Consider the following 18,801-nt stretch of genomic DNA (forward strand, 5'->3'; position numbering starts at 1 on the left):
CGCCGGCTCAGGCGCGGACCATCTGCTTCAACACCGTCTTGGTGACCTGATAGGCGTCGAGCCCCTGTTCGCCGCCTTCGCGACCGACGCCGCTTTCCTTGACGCCGCCGAACTCCGCTTCCGCGCCGGACACGGCGAAGCTGTTGGTCGCGACGACGCCGCAGTGCAGCTCGCTCCACAGGTGATCGACCTTGTCGATAGCGTTGGTGAAGACATAGGCGGCGAGCCCGACATGCGCGTCGTTGGCGATGCGCAGCGCCTGGTCCATGTCGTCGACGGGCGTGCAGAGCGCGAGCGGACCGAACGGCTCGGTCCACATCGCCTCGGCATCGAGCGGTACGTCGGCGAGGACGGTCGGCGCGTAGAAATGGCCGCGATTGCCGACCCGGCGTCCGCCGGCCTCGATCCGCGCACCGCGCGCGACGGCGTCCGCGACCAGCCGCTCCATCTCGATCACGCGCCGGCCATTGACCAGCGGCCCCATGCCGATCCCGTCTTCGAAGCCGTCACCGACGGTCAGCGCGTCCGCGCCCGCGGCGAAGGCGGTGACGAACGCGTCGTAGACACCGCGATGGATCAGAAAGCGGGTAGGCGATGCGCAGATCTGCCCCGCCACCCGGAACTTGGCGACGACCGCCTGTGCCGCGACGTTGGCGGGATCGACGTCCCCGTCGATCAGCACCGGCGCATGACCGCCCAATTCCATCAGCGCAGGCTTCACGCCCTCCGCGGCGAGGCGCGAAAGCTGCTTGCCGACCCCGACCGATCCGGTCAGCGTCACCATGCGGATCACCGGCGACAGCACCAGCTTGGTCGAGATATCGCCGGCAACGCCGTGGACGATATTGATCACGCCGGGCGGCAGGCCCGCATCCATGAAGCATTGCGCGAACAGGCAGGTCGTGGCGGGCGTTTCCCCCGCCGGCTTGATGATGACCGAACACCCCGCGGCGAGCGATCCGGAAATCTTGCGGGACGGCGCGCTCAGCGGCACGTTCCACGGCGTGAACGCGGCGACGGGTCCGACCGGTTCGCGCACCACCAGTTGCTGCATCGGCGGCGCGGACGGCACGATCCGGCCGTAGCGGCGCAGCAATTGCTCCGCATCCCAATCGAGGAAGCTCGCCGAACGGATCACCTCGGCGCGCGCGTCGGCGAGCGGCTTGCCCTGTTCGCGCGTGATCGTGGCGGCGAACAGCTCGATCCGCTCGCGCGCCAGATCGGCGACGCGGTGGAGCAACGCCGACCGATCGGGCGGCGACACCTTGCGCCACACGGCAAAGCCCCGCTCGGCGGCGGCAAGCGCGCGGTCCAGATCGGCTTCGGTCGCATGGGTCGTGCGGCCGATGATGCTTTCGTCGCTGGGATTGACGATATCCTCGCCGCCCGGACGGTCGTAGATCCATTCGCCGTCGATCAGCAGGCCGACGCGGGGGTAGGGGTAGTCGGTCATTGTGCGAACGTCCTGTGGCTCGGCACCAGAGCGGCAATGCCCGCGCCGCCGCGCTGGGCGGCCTGAAGATATCCGGTGCGGATCGTGCTCGTCATCATCAGCGTGACGCCGTGCTGCGCGCCGAGTGCGGTCAGCCGCGTCAGCGCGTCGACCGTGGCGGCCAGCGGCGGCCCGGCGGCCGCCTCCCCGCGAACGGCGGCGAATGCGGCCGCGGCCGCCGCGCTGTAGGCGGAGCCGCTGGCAAGGATCGGCTCGATCGCCGTAAGGTCCAGACCCATCCGTTCCGCCGCCACGGCATTCTCCAGAACGATGAAGAGGTTGCTGGCCGCCAGTGCCGTTTCGATCAGGGTGATCGCCGCGCCAGCCTCGGCTGCGGACGGGGAAGCGCTTTTCGCCGCGAAGCCCTGTCCGGTCGCACGCTCCATGAACGGCACCACGTCATCCAGCCGCGCTTCGGGTCCCAGCAGGTTGAACGCCAGCCGTATCATCTCGCGCGCGGTGCCCGATGCCGGCATCGCGGCACCCGCCTCGACCCCGAGCGCGATCGCCTGATCGAGGTCCTTGACCATCAACGCCAAGGCGAAATCCGTCGAGGATTTCCCCGCCGCTACCGCAGGCAGGAGTTTCCCCGTGATGAAGTTGCGCCCGCCTCCGCTGTCGAGTGCCGTCGTCATCGCTGCGATCGACAACCCGAGCGCCCGACCGACCGCTACGATCTCCAGCGTGCTCATCCGATAGGCGGCGTTGATGATATTGTTGATCGACTTCAGCGCCTGGGCGTCGCCGACCCGGTCGCTGCAGCGATGCACCTTGGGCGAGATCGCGTGCATCAGCGGCAGGGCCTTGCGGTAGGCTTCCGGCGCGCCCGACGCCATGATCGTGATGCTGCCGGCAATCGCGGCGGGGACGCCGCCCGCCACCGGCGCGTCGATCAGCGCAATCCCCCGATCGGCGAGCACCGCGGCGAAGCGGCGGGTCTCGCTGGGGATACCGCTGGTCTGGTCAACGACGACCGTCCCCGCGGCCAGGGACTCCGCAAGCCCGCCGGGCGCCAACAGCACGTCTTCGACGTCGGCGCTCCGAGGCAGGCAGAGGAAGATGCAGGCGCTGTCGCGTGCAAGGTCGGCAAGCGAGCTGGCGGCATGGGCTCCCGCCGCGACGAGCGTATCCATCGCCGCTGTGCTGCGATCATAGACGTGAAGGTCGCACACCTTCGGAAGATGCGCGGCGAGCGAACGACCCATCGCCCCCAGGCCGATATAGCCCACCTTCATCGTGCGCTGGTCCTTGACCCGAGTTTCGTCGCGGCACTCGACACTTCGCCCGTCATCCTCATCCCCATCGCGGTCCGACGTTTCACGGACTTGCACGATATCAGGGTAAGCCGGGACGGATCGATGAGGAACGTCATGCAAGCGGTAAGATGTTTGGCGGTGGGCGCGAAGGAGTTTCGTTTGATGCCGGCCGGTCCGGTCCTGTACCGTCAACACCTTGGCAAAGAATGGAACGGCCGACGCAATGATCTGGGCGATTTACTGTACCGATGTACCCGAATCGCGCCCGTTGCGCGACGAGCATCGCCTCGCCCACCGTGCCTATTTGAAGCTGTATGCCGAGCGCATCTTCTTCTCTGGCCCCCTTTGGGACGACGCCTGCTACGACCAGATCGGCAGCCTGTTCCTGATCGACCTGAACGGCCGTCACGAGGCCGAGGCGTTCCTCGCGGAGGAGCCCTACACCGTCAACGGCGTGTTCGCGTCGATCCGCGTGACGCCGATGACCAAGGGGCACTTCAACGCCGGTCTGTCCGGTGACAAGCGCGAGCGACCGGCCGCCGTGTGAGCGACCGGTCGGGTGGTCTTCGCCCGGATTATGACGGGGTAAGGTCGACCGTGGTGGAGCGCGTGGCCAGCGGGATCGAATAGCCGCCGCGTACCACCGCCTTGCCGACCGGTGCATAGCCACGGCCACCGGCGGCACCTGCCTCCACGAACAATCGCGCGGCCGGGGTCGTGGGCGTTGCGGGATCGAGCGTCAGCGTGATGCGCCCCGTCGCCGGCGTGTACCGGGCCTGCGCGATCTTGCCCGCTTCCAACGTGATCCATGCCCCCGCCGGCGCGACGAACAGCCGGCTGCGTGCACCGTCTTTGGGGACGACGGTGACGGACCCGGCATCCTCGCGCAGGTTGCCGCCGTACGCCAGCCAGCCGAACTGCGCGTCCTTCACGACATAGGTCGCGGCGGTCAGCGCGTGGCCGTAGAAGCCCATGCCGTAATCGCCGGAATACGCATCCCATGTCATCATGTCGGGCGCGGAGTGGAATGCGGCGGACGAAAACCCCTCCCGGTCGATATTGGTGATCCCGCCGAGCAGGCCGCCATATGCGACGCGCAGCAGGTGCGTGTCCGCCGGGTTCTGACGATAGGCGTCGAACAGCGGCACGGCGTTCAGCGTCGATCCGTAATGGTGAACCTGCCGCTCGATCCGCGCGACCTTGCCGCCGTACAGGAAGTCCCAATACCGGCGCGCATTGCCGTTATAGCCCCAGTTCGGCACCGTCGGGTCGTATCCCAGGATCACCTCGCGCGTGACATCCGCCTGCGGCTGATGGCCGAAATACCGCATCCACGCATACACCTCCGCCTGACCGGTCGAATCCCACGCCATCTCGCTGCCGAACGGATATTTCAGCGTCTTCCAATGGTCAGCGCGCTTGCGCATCAGCGCTTCCATGTTGGTCGCCTCCGCGGTCAGTCCCTCGCGCTTCAGGTCCTTCAGGATGTCGACGAACACGTCGCCCTCCATCAGGCCGAACTCGGCATAATAGGGCGCGTCGCGCATCATCGCGACGGTGGTCTGGTACGCCTTGTCGAGATACCAGCGCCATGTCTGCGTCTTGACCAGCCCGGGATGATTGCGCGCGGTGCGGTACAGCACCCAATGCCCGATCGCGACGTGCGGGTAATTGTAGGCGCGCCCCAGATCGCCGGCGTCCTTCTTCGACCAGGAGGTCCAGGTCTTCCAATTGGCCGCCGCATTGTAGAAGCCGGGGTGCAGCTTCGGGTCGTAATAGAACAGGCTCTTCTTCACCGCGCCCGCGGTCGGACCGGTCGCGACCTGGAGGCCGCCGACGACGGTTTCGTTCACCAGCCGCTCCAGCCGGGCGATCTGCACCGCGTCGGGGTGATCGAGCTGCTTCATCATCGCCGCGACCCAGCTGCCGCCGCCGCCCTCGTCGCTCATCCCCGCGATCCAGACGCGCGGTTCCTGCGTCACGATCGCGTTCGCCTCGCGGTCATAGGTCAGGATCGCAGGTGAGCGGCCGAACGGATCACCCTTGCCCTCGAACCACTGCTTCGTCGTCGAGAAGCGGCCGATGTCCGCCATCGTCTGGTCCAGCGGCTTCGTCACGAAGTAGCTGACCGTCTGGACGCTGCCGTCCGCATAGCCGATCGACAGTCGTGCCCGGCCCCAGCCGGTGCCGCGCACCGCCAGCTTCTGCCAGCCGTTGACCTCCCCCGCGCGGGTCACGGTCAGCGCGTCCGCCGGCTCCACGGTCAGACTGGTGATGGCTTTCGGCGCCTTCACGAACAGCGACGCCTCAAGATCGGTGGGCACGACATAGCCAGGGATTCCGATGGCGACCGGCCGCTGCTGCGCTGCCAGCGTCGTCTCGATCGCGCGGATGCTGGGAGATTGGACGAGGCGGACGCCGACCGTCCGTCGCTCGCCGGGGGCCAGCGTGAAGCTGGTCGGCGCATTCCACTGCTCCGCGGCCTTCGCCCATTCGCGCTCGGCGAAGCCCTTGCTCGCGACCGTCCAGTCGTAGAACCCCTCGGACGTCTGGCCGCGGTCGCTCCGGTCGGTGAACGCCGCCTCCTTCGCCCACTTGTCCTGCAGGATCGGCCGCCACGCCTCCAGCGGACTCGCCGCATCGGGCAGGACGAGCAGGGCGGGGCCGGCGCCGTTCAGCCGAGTGACCTGAAGATATCCCGCGTCGCGGCCGATATACGGGTCGACGAAGCTCGCCTGAGCATGCGCCTCGTCCAGCGAGCGATCGGTGATGATGTTGTCGAACACCATCGGCATGCCGAGTGCGCCGATCTCGACCGGAGCGGCGCTGCTGTTGATAATGGTAAAACGCAACGTCGGCACGCCGTTGTCGTTCATCCAGCGGCGTTCGATCGTCAGCGGCAGGCCGTCGCCCATTGTCGCGGTGATGTCCGCCCCTGCGATCATCCCGGCCGCAGCCGGAAGTGCGGTAATCGGGCGGCGTGCCTTGGCCGACGCGAAGTCACGCCATTCGCCGCCGCCGCTGCGCAGTCGCAGATGGAGGTCGCCGATATGGACATAGCCGTCGCCGGCCCGCTCTGCCTCCCGCGCGGACGGGACGAAATCGAAGCCGGGAGCGGCATCGGGGCGAAGGCTGGCCAGCGTCTGCGTGTCGCTGCGCAGCGCCAGCGCGAAGGTACCGACGCGGTACGGCGTCGTCGCGATCGGCGGGTAGCTGGGCTTTGCGGGCTTATCCTGTGCCGTGACGTGCACCGCCGGGCCGAGCAGGGCGGGGACGACCGCGATCATCGCCCAAAGGCTGACCGACCGAAACATCCTCATCCCGCATCCCCTGAATACCGTATACCATCGCTATTTGTCGGAGCAGCGGCCACAAAGCAAGGGCGCTCTAAGGCGCGGTCAGCAATCGCCAGCCGGTCGGCAGATAATCCGTCGACATATAGAAGTAGAAGGCGCAGCTGCCGTCCGTGCGATAGCTGCCGCCCTTCAGGATGCCGTAGGCGGTGGTGCCGAGAAACACCGGGCTGCCGCTGTCACCGCCCTTGCAGGTCGGCCCCGCCACCGTCGTCCACGTCGGCAGGCACGCACCGCCGCACAGGTCGCCGGCGGGTGCGAAGTCGGTCAGCTCCACCAGCGAGCAGCTATAACCGGTCCGCTCGCCGCGGTGGCAGACGATGTCGCCCGCCCGCGTCGCTGCTCGCCCGCGCGCGCCCGTGACCGGCCGGCTCAGCGTCTTGGCGGTGTCCGCGAAGAAGACGGGTTGGAGGGGGCGGGGGCTGAGGTTGATCTGCACATCCTGGTTGCCCCAGCCCCATTGCCCGGCGAACTCCAGCACCTCCTCGCCTCCCTCGGCGGTGCGGACGCTGACCGAGTCCGCACAATGCGCGGCGGTGGCGATCGCGTCGCGCGTGCCGTCGGTGACGACGAAGCCGGATGTGCAGACATAGCGGCGGGTATCTCCCGGCACGCTGCCCATCAGTCGCATGCCGCCCGACACGTCCTGCAGGTCCAGCGCCGGCTGATCGACCACGCGCAGCCGCACCGGGACGCCCGCCAACGTCGCAAGCCGATCACGTAGCGGCTCGACCCCCTCGCGCTCGACATCGCGGCCGGACACCACCGCGACGAGTTCGCCCGTGCGTTGATCGACGCCGAGCCCCGGTGGCCCGATCAGGCTGGCGCGGATCGCCGCCTGATGCGCGGTGATCGCCTGCACCAGTTCGGTCTGGCTGGCCTTCGCCCCGGTGACGAAGCTGACGACCGCGGTGTCGCCGGCGAGGTTCAGCGTTTCCTCGGGAACAGGCGTGTCGCCGGTGAGCAGCACGACGATGCGGAACGTCGACCGATGATCGATGGCGATCCCGGCGAGGCGGTCGGCATAGCGGCGGGCGATGTCCTCCGTCGCGGGGATGCTCGCCTCCTGCAGCCGCAGCTGCCGAGCGGCTTCTTCCGGCGTGACCGCTAACCTTGCCGCGATCGCACCGGCATCCTGCATCCGCGCCGCATCGGCGGTTTGCAGGACGGCCGGCGGCGGTGGCAGCGGCGGCATGACAACGGATTGCGCCGCTGCGCCGCCCGCTGCCAGCATCGCCGCCGCGACGATGATCGATGTTACGCCCCAGCCCACCCTTGTGCTTTAGCGGGGCAAGCTAACTGGAGCGTGAACGATCCCCGGCCGCCTATTCGCCGCGCGCCCTGGCGGCGAACTCGTTCAGTTGCACCAACGTCTCGTCGAAGCGCCCTTCCGCTTCGGCACGGCGCAGGAAGCCGACGCGCTCGACCAGGATTTCGGGCGGGGTCGGCTGTTGCCGGAACAGCGCGATGACCTCGTCGGCGAACTCGTCCAGCGGCTGATAGCCAGGGCGGCTTTCCTGACCCGGCGTCAGGCCGGTCTGCACCGCCGGCGGCGCGAGTTCGATGACCTCGACCTTGTCCTTCAGCACGTGGCGCATCGCCACGGTGTAGGAATGGATCGCCGCCTTCGTGGCATTGTAGGTCGGGGTGGCGACCATCGGCACGAACGCCAGGCCGGACGTGACGTTGACGATCGCGGCATCCTGCTGCTGCGTTAGGTGATCGATCAGCGCATCGATCAGCCGGATCGGGCCGAGCAGGTTGGTCGTGATCGTGGCCTCCGCATCCGCAAGGTCGCGCGACCGGTCCAACGTCTCGAACCGCATGATGCCGGCATTGTTGATGAGAACGTTGAGCGTGGGATGCTCGGCGAGAAGGCGCTTGGCGAAGTCGGCGACACCCTCCGCGCTTTCCACGTCCAGCGTGATCGCGTGCATGTCCTCGCGATCTTCGCACGCCTTTTGCAGCGCATCGAGACGACGGCCGGCGACGATGACGGTGTTGCCCGCATCATGGAAACGGTGGGCCAGTGCCTCACCGATCCCCGATCCGCCGCCGGTGATCAGGATGGTATTGCCGCTCGGTTTCATGCGCTTCGCTCCTTCGACGTGGAGCGGGTGATGTAGCGCGCGGTTGTTGGCCGATAAGATGCCCGCAAAAATATGGCTCGCGCTAGCGGCCGTCCTCCTCGACGATCGCGACATCCCAAGGGCTTAAGGAAAGCGGTGCGCCAGCCGCGACCTTACGCGTCTTCAGCAATTCCGTGCCGCCGCGAGTGAACGACAGGTGTTGCGGGCTCGCCGAATAGTTGAAGACGTAATGGACGCGGTGCCCGTTCTTCAGCGTGCCGCCCTTCACGATCAGCGGGAAACGAACGCCAGGCAAAGCGGGCTGCACGCCCGCCCGCTCGACCTCCGCCGCGACGATCCTTTCGACCAGCGCATCGCTGGGCATGAAGCCGATATAGCTGACCTCGCCCTTGCCCCAGTCGTTGCGCGTCATCGCCGCGGACGCGGGCCACGACGGATGCTTGTAGCGCGCGACGACCTTGGCGGTGGTGGGGGTCAGCATCTCCATCCACCAGCGTGCCGTGTTGTCCTTCTCGCCGACGCCGAACGGATCGCCGTCGAGTGTGACGCCCTCCGGAATCGTGAACTGCTGATAACTGACGCCCGCCGCCTCCGCGATCGCGCCGGGCTGCGTCGCGTAGCGCACTTTGGTGTTCTCGTCGGAAAAGCCGCTCTTGAACGTATAGAGCAGGTGGCCGCCGCGCTTGGCGAAGTCGTTCAGCCGGCCGATCTCGGCATCGCTGGCCGCGTAGAGGGCGGGCACCACGATCAGCTTGTAGTCGTCCAGCTTTGCGGTGGAGTCCGGCGACAGGATGTCGACCTCCACGTTCATCCGATACAGCGCATCGTAGAACGGCCGCAGCACCTGATTGTAGTCGACGCCACCGTCCGGCTTGAACGAGTCGAAGGCGCTGAGCGCGGTATTGCTGACGTAGATCGCGACGCGGTTGCGCTTGGTCATGCCCGCCAGCTTGGGGCCGATGCGTTTCAGGTCGGCACCCACCGTCGATGCCTCCGCATAGACGGCATTCGGCTTGTAATCCTGCGACAGCAGCCCGCGCCAATAGGTTTCGATGGCATTGGCGGTCGTTGCCCAGTGCCAGTATTCGACCATCTGCGCACCCGACGCCAAGTGGCTGAACGCCTGCAAGCGCAACTGGCCGGGATAGGGGGTCCAGTGCGCAAAACCCTGCGCCTCCGTCTCCAGCACCAAGTAGTTCTGGCCGTTGCGCATGGATCGGGTCACGTCACCGCCGAACGCGATTTCCGCCCCCGTCAGCTTGTCCTGACTGGAATGATAGATGTCGATGCCCGCGATATCGAGCGGCTTCGCCGATTTCCAGTGATCGACCTCCGGCTGGATGCCGAACGAATGACCGCGCCAGCCGAGATCGAAGTTCTGCGTCAGGAACTGGCCCGGTTTCGCATGCGCGCGCACGAGCTTCGCCTGCCACGTCAGGAAGTCGGTGACGAGGCTGCGCTGGAACGTTGCGAAGGCGTTCGACAGGCTGGCGTTGATCGATCCGTTGACGGAGGGGAAGTCCTCCCACCTGTTGATGCGGTTGCTCCAGTAGTCGAGGCCGTATGCCTTGTTCATCGCATCGAGGCTCGGCCACTTCGTCTTCATCGATGCGACGAATGCGGTCTGCACGTTCGGGCCGCTGGTATTGTAAGCCTTGGTCTCGTTATCCAGCTGATAGCCGATGACGGCGGGATGATCCTTCACGTGATCGATCAGTGCGACGATCACGCGTTCCGACGCGGCGCGGTAGTCTGGATCGGTGATGTCCATGTTCTGCCGCCGGCCATACTCCGCGCGACCCTGCGGCGTGACGACCAGCACGTTCGGATGGGTGCGCGCCAACCACGTCGGCACCGCATAGGTGGGCGTACCGACGATGACCTTGATGCCCTGACGATGCATCGCCGCCAGCATCCGATCGACATGGCTGAAGTCGAAAACTCCCGGCTGCCGCTCCAGCGTTCCCCATGTCGACTCCGCGATGCGGACGACCGTGATGCCCGCCGCCTTCATCATCCGCGCATCCTCGTCGACGCGGTCGACCGGCGTGTATTCGTCGTAATAGGCGACGCCGTAGAGGATCGTGTCCGGCAACTGAGCTGCGGCCGGCAGCGATACGACAGCAGTCACCGACAGTCCGACCGCACCTAGAATCCGCATCGCCGTCACTCCATTTTGTCCGAGTATAAGGCGCTGGTTCGGAACGACAACACCGTGTCAGTGGCTGGCGGCTTCCGCCAGTATCGCGATCAGGTCCGCCTGACGGAACGGCTTCACCAGCCGCGGCAGGTCGGGCGCGATCCCTTCGACATCGGCATAACCGGATACGATCAGGACGCGCGTGGCCGGCAGCCGGCGGAGCACGTCGCGGGCAAGCTCGGTGCCGGTCTTGCCCGGCATCAGATGATCGGTGACGAGCAGGTCGGGCCGCAACCCGGCATCCAGCCGGCTGAGCGCATCCTCGGCAGAGTTCGCCTCGATCACCGCATAGCCCAGATCGGCGAGCATGTCGGCGGTGCTGGAGCGCACCAGTTCCTCGTCGTCCACGACCAGCACCGATCCCGCGCGCGGCGTGGTGGCCACCTCGTCGGCACGCTCGATGCCATCCGGGCTGGCATCGGTACTCGGCAGCCACAGGACGACGGCGGTTCCAAGCCCCGGCCGGCTGTCGATCGTCAGTGCACCGCCGAGCTGTGCCGCAAGGCCGTGGACCATCGACAGCCCCAGGCCGGTTCCCTTCCCGATACCCTTGGTCGAAAAGAACGGCTCTACCGCGCGCCGCAGCGTATCCGGGTCCATACCGGTGCCCGTATCCGCCACCGCCAGCCGCACATAATGGCCCGACCGGAGTCCTGCCCGTTGCGCCTCGTCCGACGTGGCGGGGCGCGCCGTGATGCTGAGCCTGCCACCCTCCGGCATCGCATCGCGGGCGTTCACGCTGAGGTTCAGGATGGCCATCTCCAGCTGGTTCTGGTCGGCGACGGCCGCGGGCAGGTCGTTCGCGACCTCGACGTCCAGCTTGATCTGCGGACCCGACGTGCTGGCGACCAGATCGGCCATCCCGCCCACCAGCGCCTTCAGGTCGACGGCGCGCGGCTGGAGCGGTTGCCGGCGCGCGAACGCCAGCAACCGCTGGACCAGCGTCCTGGCGCGATCGGCCGACTGGATCGCACCGGCGATCAGGCGCTGCTCCCGCTCGCCGCCCAGTCCCTTGCGCTGGAGCATGTCGAGGCTGCCGACGATCGGCGTCAGCAGGTTGTTGAAATCATGCGCGACACCACCGGTCAGGCTGCCCATCGCCTCCATCTTCTGGCTCTGGCGCAGAGCTTCCTGCGTCACCGCGAGATCGGCTTCGGCGCGCAGACGATCGGAGATGTCGTTCGCCAGATGGAATGCGCCGATGATCCGGCCGCTGTCGTCGCGCAGCGGCGTGTAGGTGATCTCCCAGGCGGGCTGACCCAGTTCGGGACGGCCGAACGTTTCGACGATCGTGAACCTCTCGCCGTCCAGCGCGCGCCGCATCAGTCCGCGTATCACCTCCCGCTGTTCGGGTATGAACAGGTCGGGAAACACATCGCCGAGCTTCGTGTCGAAGCCGTTGACGCGGCGAAACTCGTCATTGTGCGCCTTGTTGAAGGCGATCAGGCGCAGATCAGCATCGAACGCGCAGATCGGCGAGCCCGTCGATTCAACGATATCGTGATATTGGCGGATCTGGGTCGTCCGCTCCAGCACCTGCCGTTCCAGCGTCTCGTTCAGGTCGAGCAGCCGATCCTCGGCCTGCTTACGCGCGCTGATGTCGTTGAACAGGATCGCAACGCGGTTCGGATCGGCGTCGCTCGGACGGAAGGCGTGCACGTCGAACCAGCGGCCCATCGCCCCGGAGCCGTTTTCGAACCGCACAGGCTCGCCCGTCTGCGCGACCCGGCCGTAAACGTCGAACCAGTGTTGCTCATGCTCCGGTACGATGTCGCGCATCCAGCGACCGACGGCCCCGGTCAGGCCCGTCTGCCGTTCGAACGCGGGGTTCACCTCGTCGAAGCGGTAGTCGACGGCGCGGTCGCCCTCGAACCTCATCTCCACCACGCAGAAGCCGACATCCACCGCCTCGAACAGGGTGCGATAGCGTTCCTCGCTCTCGCGCAGCCGCGCCTCCGCGCCGACGCGCTGGACGTGCGCCCAACAGCGTTCGACCACGGTCTCGACCAGGGCGACATCCTCGCCCCGCCACGTGCGCGGGCGATCCTGATGCACCGCCATCATCGCCACCAGCCGCCCGTCCTTGACCAGCGGGCAGCAGATGATCGCGCCGACGCCGATCGACAGGAACATGTCGCGCCCATCGGCCGGGGCAAGTTCCGCCGGAACGTCGGATACGACCAGCGTCCGACCCTTGCGCATGTCGGCCGCGGCACGCGATCCGAACAGGTCCAGGCTGTAGGTGCCGGCGGAGCTGGCGATGCCGGGCGCGACATAGTCGTCGCGGATGAAGAAACGGTCGCTGTCGGCGTCGACATCCGCATAGGCGCAGCGGGAGGCATCGACATGCCGCGCCAGCAGCTCCGCCGCGGCCAGCATGGCGGTGGGGGCGTCGGTCGCCGCCTGGAGCGTCTCGTCGAGGTCGCGCAGGAAACGCAGGCGCCGCTCGCTGGTGCGAAGGATGTCCTCCGCCCGCTTGCGTTCCGTCACATCGACGGCGGTGCCGACGATCCGCATGCAGCGGCCATGCTCATCGAACTGACTGCGGCCCTTGGCGGCGATCCAGCGGACGACCCCGTCGTCCTTGCCGACCGCGCGATATTCGACATCGTAGAGCGTGCGCCGGTCGGGATCGCAGGCGGCGGCATAGGCGGCGAAGGTTCGGTCGCGATCCTCCGGATGAACGCCTTCGCGAAAATCCTGCATCGTCACCGGCACGTCCGCGAAGATCCCGAACATCCGCTTCACGATCGGCGGCCAGATCAGCACGTCGGCGACCACGTCGACGTCCCAGAAGCCCACATCGGCGGCCTCCGTCGCCATTCGCAGCCGTTCCTCGCTCCTCGCGAGCGCGGCGCGGTTCTCCTGACGCTCGGTCATGTCGAGCATGGCGCCGATCATGCGCTGCGCGACGCCATCGTCGTCGCGGATCACATGGCCGCGATCCAGCACGCTGGCGTAACTGCCGTCGAAGCGGCGGAACCGATACTCGCCGCTCCAGCTTTCGGCGCCGCCGTCGATCGCAGCGTGGATGCTGCCGTCGATCCGTTCACGGTCATCGGGGTGGATGTGCGCGATCCACCACTCGCCGGTCGGCTCCACCTCGTCCGGCTCGTAACCGTAATGGGCCGCCAGCGCAGCATTCCAGATCACGTGATTGGTCGCGAAATCCCAATCCCAGACGGCATCGTTGGTGGCGCGCGCGACCAGCCGATACCGCTCCTCGATCGCCCGCAGCGCCGTTTCCGCCTGCTGCTGCCGGGCGACCGTCCGGGTGAGTTCCTCGCCGCGCCGTTCCTGCTCCCTCAACGCGCGGCGAAGCTCCAGCTGCGTCACGACCTGACGCGCCAACACCTCCAGCACCAGCCGCTGATGCGCCGTAATCCCCTCCGGCCGCGGCACTCGGTCGAGCACGCAAACGGTACCAATCGGCAAACCACTCGCACTACGCAGCAACGCCCCCGCATAAAACCGAACACCGTCCTCCGCAGTGACCAGCGGATTGGCCGCGAAGCGTTCGTCCGAGCGCGTATCGGGCACGACCATGACGTCGTTCTGGAGGATGGCGTGCGCACAGATCGACACGTCGAGCGGCAGTTCGCGCTCGCCGATCCCCAACTCGGCCTTGAACCACTGGCGATCGGTCGACACCAGGTTCACGACCGCGATTGGCGCTCCGAAGGTTTCCGCCGCCAGCCGGACCAAGTCGTCGAAATCGGGTTCGCGCGGGGTGTCGAGGATCGCATAAATTTCTAGCGCCGCGATCCGCTCCGCCTCCGACCAGGATGCGGGATTGAGCGGGGTACGGCGGGCCGGGGCCGCAATGTCGTGCGCATCCATTGCGCGAGGCTAGCAGCCCAAGCCGGTCTCGGCAGCCGGAAAACGCGCGCCAATCCGGGTGCATTTGCTGCCGGATCGGCCTACCAAGCCATATGGAGCAGCAGGCACGGATACGGCGCGTCGTGATCCTCGGTGGCGGGACCGCCGGCTGGATGACGGCGGCGGCGCTATCGCGCAGCTTCGGCCGCTCCGTGTCGATCACGCTGCTGGAGTCAGAGGAGATCGGCACCGTTGGGGTCGGCGAGGCGACGATCCCGACGATCCACTGGTTCAACGACCTGATCGGTCTGGACGAGGCGGAGTTCCTCCGCGCGACCAGGGCGACGTTCAAGCTGGGCATCGAGTTCGTCGACTGGGCCGCACCGGGCAGCCGCTACTTCCACCCGTTCGGCCAGTTCGGCGCATCGCTGCCGGGAGTCGCCTTCCACCACCGCTGGCTGAAGGCGCAAGCGGAGGGGCTTGAACTGCCCCTGTCCGACCTTTCGCTTGCGGGGCGGCTAGCGGCGCAGGGACGGTTCGCGAAGCCCGGCGGCGATGGGCGATCGATCCTCTCGACGCTCGGCTACGCCTATCATTTCGATGCCGGCCTCTATGCGGCCTATCTGCGCGGGCTGAGCGAGCGGCACGGCGTGCGGCGGATCGAGGGTAAGATGCAGGCGGTCGAGCGGCACCCGGAGACGGGCTTCGTCACGGCGCTGACGACGGAGCGCGGCGAGCGGCTGGAGGGTGACCTGTTCGTCGAATGCTCGGGTTTCAGTGCGCTGTTAATTGGAAAGGCAATGGGGGAGGTGTTCGAGGACTGGTCCCACTGGTTGCCCTGTAACCGCGCGGTGGCGGTCCCGTGCGCGCGGACTGCGGCGACGACGCCCTTCACGCGGTCCACGGCGCGTGCGGCGGGATGGCAGTGGCGGATCCCGCTCCAGCATCGCACCGGGAACGGGTATGTCTATGCGTCACGCCACATCTCGGACGACGAAGCGGCGGCGACCCTGCTCGCGAACCTCGATGGCGAAGCGCTGGCGTCACCGCGCGTGCTACGCTTCGCCGCGGGTATGCGGCGGCGCGCGTGGCGGGGCAATGTCGTAGCGATCGGGCTGGCCTCAGGGTTTCTGGAGCCGCTGGAATCGACCAGCATCCATCTGATCCAGAGCGGCATCACCAAATTGCTGACGCTGTTCCCCGACCGTAATTGCGACCCCGCGCTCGCCGATCGGTACAACCAGTTGCTGGGACGAGACATGGACGGGATCAGGGACTTCCTGATCCTCCACTATCACGCGACGAGCGGACGTGACGAACCGCTGTGGCGACACTGCCGGACGATGACGCTGCCCGACACGCTGCTGGCGCGAGAGGAGCAGTATCGCCGCTCCGGCCGGCTGATGCTCGACCCCGAGGAGCTGTTTCGCGACGCAAGCTGGCTGGCGGTGCTGAACGGGCAGGGGATCACGGCAACGGGGTACAACCCGCTGGCGGACGCGATCGACAGCGCCACCAATCGCGCGCAGGTGCAGCAGATCGCCGACGTCATCGCGCGCGCGGCACCAACGCTGCCGCTGCACGACACGGTGCTGGCGGAGCTGATGGCGTGATCCGGCCCGACATCGCCGCACGGCGGATCGGACAGGAGGCACAGCCGATCGCGATCATCGACGGCTTCCACCCCGATACGGATGCGCTGCGTCTTGCGGCCGCGCGCGCCGCGTTCGAGCCGGGCGGGAACCACTATCCTGGCATCCGCGCCACGCTGCCGGTCGACTATTTCGACCGCGTCCGGCCCGCCCTGACGACGGCGCTGAGAGGTGTGTTCGGACTGGCGGGCGACGTTGCGCTGATCGACGCCAGCTTCTCGATCGTCACGCACCCGCCGGAGACGCTGAGCGTGCAGCAGCGACTGCCACATATGGACGCCGTGGACCTGAACCGCATTGCGCTCGTCCAGTATCTGGACCCGGCCGGTGGCGACGGCACCGCGTTCTTCCGGCATCGCGCGACCGGGTACGAGACGATCGACGCAATGCGGTCCGAGCGGTACCTTGCGACGCTCAATGCGGAGTTGCAGCAGGGCGGAGCGCCGCCGGCGAGCTATGTGACGGAGTCGACGCCGCTGTTTGAGCGGATCGCGCAGGTCGACGCACGGTACAATCGTGCGGTGCTGTATCGTAGCGCGTTGCTGCACAGCGGGGCGATCGCACCCGACGCAGTGCTGAGCGACGACCCGACACGCGGGCGGCTGACGGTGACGGCGTTCCTGTCGCTGGGCTGAAGTCGGACGGATCGACATTCAGGCTGGAATTCAAACGATTACCGCAGGTGCGCCGTCACCCGGACTTGGTTCGGATCATGGGTCTTTGCGAAGGCGGGAGCCCGGTGACTGTGCTCCCGCCGTCGCGGGAGCACATCGAGTGTCGGGGCAGGTCGTTGTCCTTGCCCGAACAGAACAGATTTTGAGCACGTTCGGAGTGAAGAAGCTGGTATGAATGAGCAGGGCGAGGAAGCCGGATCGAGCCTGAACGTCGATCCGGTTTACTTCGGCGCCTGCACGGCGAGGTACACGGTGCTCCACAATTGCGCCGCGTTGGACTCGTCCACGTCCTGCTTGCCGGCTCCGAATGGCACGACCTTGTAGCGTCCCCCCTCGAACGCCCAAGACCAAAGCTCGGAACTCTGCGTCGCCCGCGTTGCCGAGATCGCGCGCCACAGCGTCGATTGCGCGCGCGTCAACACCGATCGGGTTGATGCCGGCAAGTCGCGCCGAGCGAGTTGCCGCTCCAGGCCGGCGGCGAACAGCGCCTGCTGCCACGACCACACGACCGCACCGTGATAGGCGGCGGGGGTGAAGCGCGCTTGCGTCGTCGCATCTGTCTGCGCTGCGTTCGCGACGAGCAGGCCGATGTCCGTCATCAGCCCGGCCGGGAAGGGGCGCATGGCCGTGCTGACGTAGGTTTCCAGGTCGGCCGCCGATGGTTGCGCGAACAGCAGCGCGAAGCCTTCGTCGGAGTTGACGATCTTCACCGGTCGCCCTTGCTGATCGAGCGAGAGCGCGTGGAAGACGAGCGGCGAAGTGCCCAGCGCGGCGACCGCCGGCTCGGCGGGAATGGCGAGGTTCTTCGCGTAGCGGCGAACCGCCGGCACGGCGTCGGCGTTCGGAATCGTCACGCTGAACAGGGCCGGCGCATGCTCGCGCCAGACGCTCGCGATGCGCCCGGCGTCAGCCAGCAGCGCGCGGTCGGCAGGTTTCAGATAGAGATCCAGCAGTCCCGCCTTCATCATCCGTGCTGCGGCATCCAATGCGGCGGGGACGAACACCGCGTTGACGTCATAGGCGTAACGGCCGCGGCCAAGTCCCTCTTCGCTGTCGCGCCACTGGCCTGTCAGGCGGCCCGGCTTCAGCGCGATCAGGTGCTCGACAGCGGGTGTGTCGGCGAAGGCGCGAGCATGCCGAGTGACGAAGCACAGATTGCGGACCAGTGCCGCCCCGGTCGGCTCGGTCTTGCCCGGCACGCCTTCGCTGACCAGCGGCGCATCGAGGAAGCGGCGTGCGGCGGCCCGGTCGGCATGATCGAGCAGGTAGCTGCCGGCGACGGGGGCCAGCATATAGTCGTCGTCGATCATCGCGTAATCGAGCACGGCGGCGTCGCCGCTGCCCTTGCGCTGACGACGGTCAACGACGGCGAATTCACCGATCCCCTCTTCGTGCGCGACATCGCCGCTCGCATCGAGGCGCGCGAGCACGGAGCCCAGCCCCGCCTCGATCGCGCGCGGCTGCAGGACGGGCATCAACAGTCGCAGCGACATCAGCGTGTCGCGCCCGAAATAGGTCTGGAACCGCCACGAACCGGCGAGGAACTTCTCCCGGTAGCTGAGGAAGCGCAACGCGTTGCGGGCGGTACTGTCGTTCGCGGCACGGGCGTTGAGCAAGTCGGCCTGCGCGAGGCCGGTCAGCGGTGTCTCGCCGCTCGATGCGGTGATCTCCAGCCGGATCGGCGTGCCGCCGTTCGCGACGATGCGCGATCCCTGCAAGCGGCCGGCGAGCACGCGCAGTTGCAGCAGATAGCCCGGCTTGCCGTCGAGCCGTGGCCGGCTCCAGCGGATCGTGTCGCCCGCGAGAACCGGGGCAACCGAGACGTCCGGCGGGAAGCGTCCGATCGCCTGATAGTCGCGCAGGAAGCGGACGCTGGACAGCACCGCCTGCTTGATGCGCAGTTCCGGCGCGGCGAGGCTCGCGATCGTGACGATCGCCGGCTGGGGTCCAGCGATACCCGGCGCGGTGGTCGGGTGGGGAGGCTGTTCAAGCCGCCACGTCGCCGGCTTCGCCAGCGGCTCGAACCACAGGCCCACGCCGCTATTTCCCGCAGGAAACGCCACGAGAATGCGCGGGTCCGTACCGTTGCGCAGCAACAGGTGCGCCGCGACGCGGCCGTCGCGAACGAAAGCGTTGAGGTTCTGACCCTCCGTCACCTGATAGGCGAGTTCGGGTTTCGCCTGGGCGATCACCGGCCACGGTGCAACGAGCGCCGTGCCGGCCGCCAGCATCATCGCGCTGCGTATCGTCTTCATCGCCTGCGCC

General features: G+C 67.3%; 11 protein-coding genes. 3 read left to right on the plus strand and 8 right to left on the minus strand.

Going from position 1 to position 18,801, the window contains the following annotated elements; all coding sequences use genetic code 11:
- Positions 1–7 precede the first annotated feature (7 nt).
- Positions 8–1,453, minus strand: coding sequence for an NAD-dependent succinate-semialdehyde dehydrogenase (locus AC0CH8_RS09375; protein WP_465239656.1), 1,446 nt, complete (start codon positions 1,451–1,453; stop codon positions 8–10).
- Positions 1,450–2,727 (minus strand): NAD(P)-dependent oxidoreductase, encoded by a 1,278-nt coding sequence (locus tag AC0CH8_RS09380; protein ID WP_465239657.1) that lies wholly within the window; start codon positions 2,725–2,727, stop codon positions 1,450–1,452. Before AC0CH8_RS09380 ends, AC0CH8_RS09375 begins: the two co-directional genes overlap by 4 nt.
- 244 nt (positions 2,728–2,971) lie before the next feature.
- Between AC0CH8_RS09380 and AC0CH8_RS09385 the strand changes: the two genes are divergently transcribed.
- Complete coding sequence (locus AC0CH8_RS09385; RefSeq protein WP_465239658.1) at positions 2,972–3,295, plus strand: YciI family protein; 324 nt, start codon at positions 2,972–2,974, stop codon at positions 3,293–3,295.
- Between the two features lie 28 nt (positions 3,296–3,323).
- On the opposite strand, the gene AC0CH8_RS09390 is transcribed toward AC0CH8_RS09385, so the two are convergent.
- The 5 genes from AC0CH8_RS09390 to AC0CH8_RS09410 form a co-directional block, all read right to left on the minus strand.
- A complete protein-coding gene (locus tag AC0CH8_RS09390; RefSeq protein ID WP_465239659.1) occupies positions 3,324–6,068 on the minus strand; it encodes a DUF5695 domain-containing protein in 2,745 nt (914 codons plus the stop codon).
- 67 nt (positions 6,069–6,135) lie between these two features.
- A complete protein-coding gene (locus AC0CH8_RS09395; RefSeq protein WP_465239660.1) occupies positions 6,136–7,374 on the minus strand; it encodes a chymotrypsin family serine protease in 1,239 nt (412 codons plus the stop codon).
- Between the two features lie 52 nt (positions 7,375–7,426).
- A complete protein-coding gene (locus AC0CH8_RS09400) occupies positions 7,427–8,191 on the minus strand; it encodes an SDR family oxidoreductase (protein WP_465239661.1) in 765 nt (254 codons plus the stop codon).
- A gap of 82 nt (positions 8,192–8,273) precedes the next feature.
- On the minus strand, positions 8,274–10,352 hold the full coding sequence (locus AC0CH8_RS09405; protein ID WP_465239662.1) for a beta-galactosidase: 2,079 nt from the start codon (positions 10,350–10,352) through the stop codon (positions 8,274–8,276).
- Between the two features lie 57 nt (positions 10,353–10,409).
- On the minus strand, positions 10,410–14,231 hold the full coding sequence (locus AC0CH8_RS09410; protein WP_465239663.1) for a PAS domain S-box protein: 3,822 nt from the start codon (positions 14,229–14,231) through the stop codon (positions 10,410–10,412).
- Positions 14,232–14,323: 92 nt separating this feature from the next.
- Between AC0CH8_RS09410 and AC0CH8_RS09415 the strand changes: the two genes are divergently transcribed.
- Positions 14,324–15,823: a tryptophan halogenase family protein gene (locus AC0CH8_RS09415; protein WP_465239664.1), complete on the plus strand. Its 1,500-nt coding sequence runs from the start codon at positions 14,324–14,326 to the stop codon at positions 15,821–15,823.
- On the plus strand, positions 15,820–16,497 hold the full coding sequence (locus AC0CH8_RS09420) for a DUF6445 family protein (protein WP_465239665.1): 678 nt from the start codon (positions 15,820–15,822) through the stop codon (positions 16,495–16,497). Before AC0CH8_RS09415 ends, AC0CH8_RS09420 begins: the two co-directional genes overlap by 4 nt.
- A gap of 260 nt (positions 16,498–16,757) precedes the next feature.
- On the opposite strand, the gene AC0CH8_RS09425 is transcribed toward AC0CH8_RS09420, so the two are convergent.
- Positions 16,758–18,791, minus strand: a complete 2,034-nt coding sequence (locus tag AC0CH8_RS09425) for a hypothetical protein (RefSeq protein WP_465239666.1) — start codon at positions 18,789–18,791, stop codon at positions 16,758–16,760.
- Positions 18,792–18,801: the final 10 nt, after the last annotated feature.

It is taken from the genome of Sphingomonas sp. AC435 (assembly GCF_979253005.1).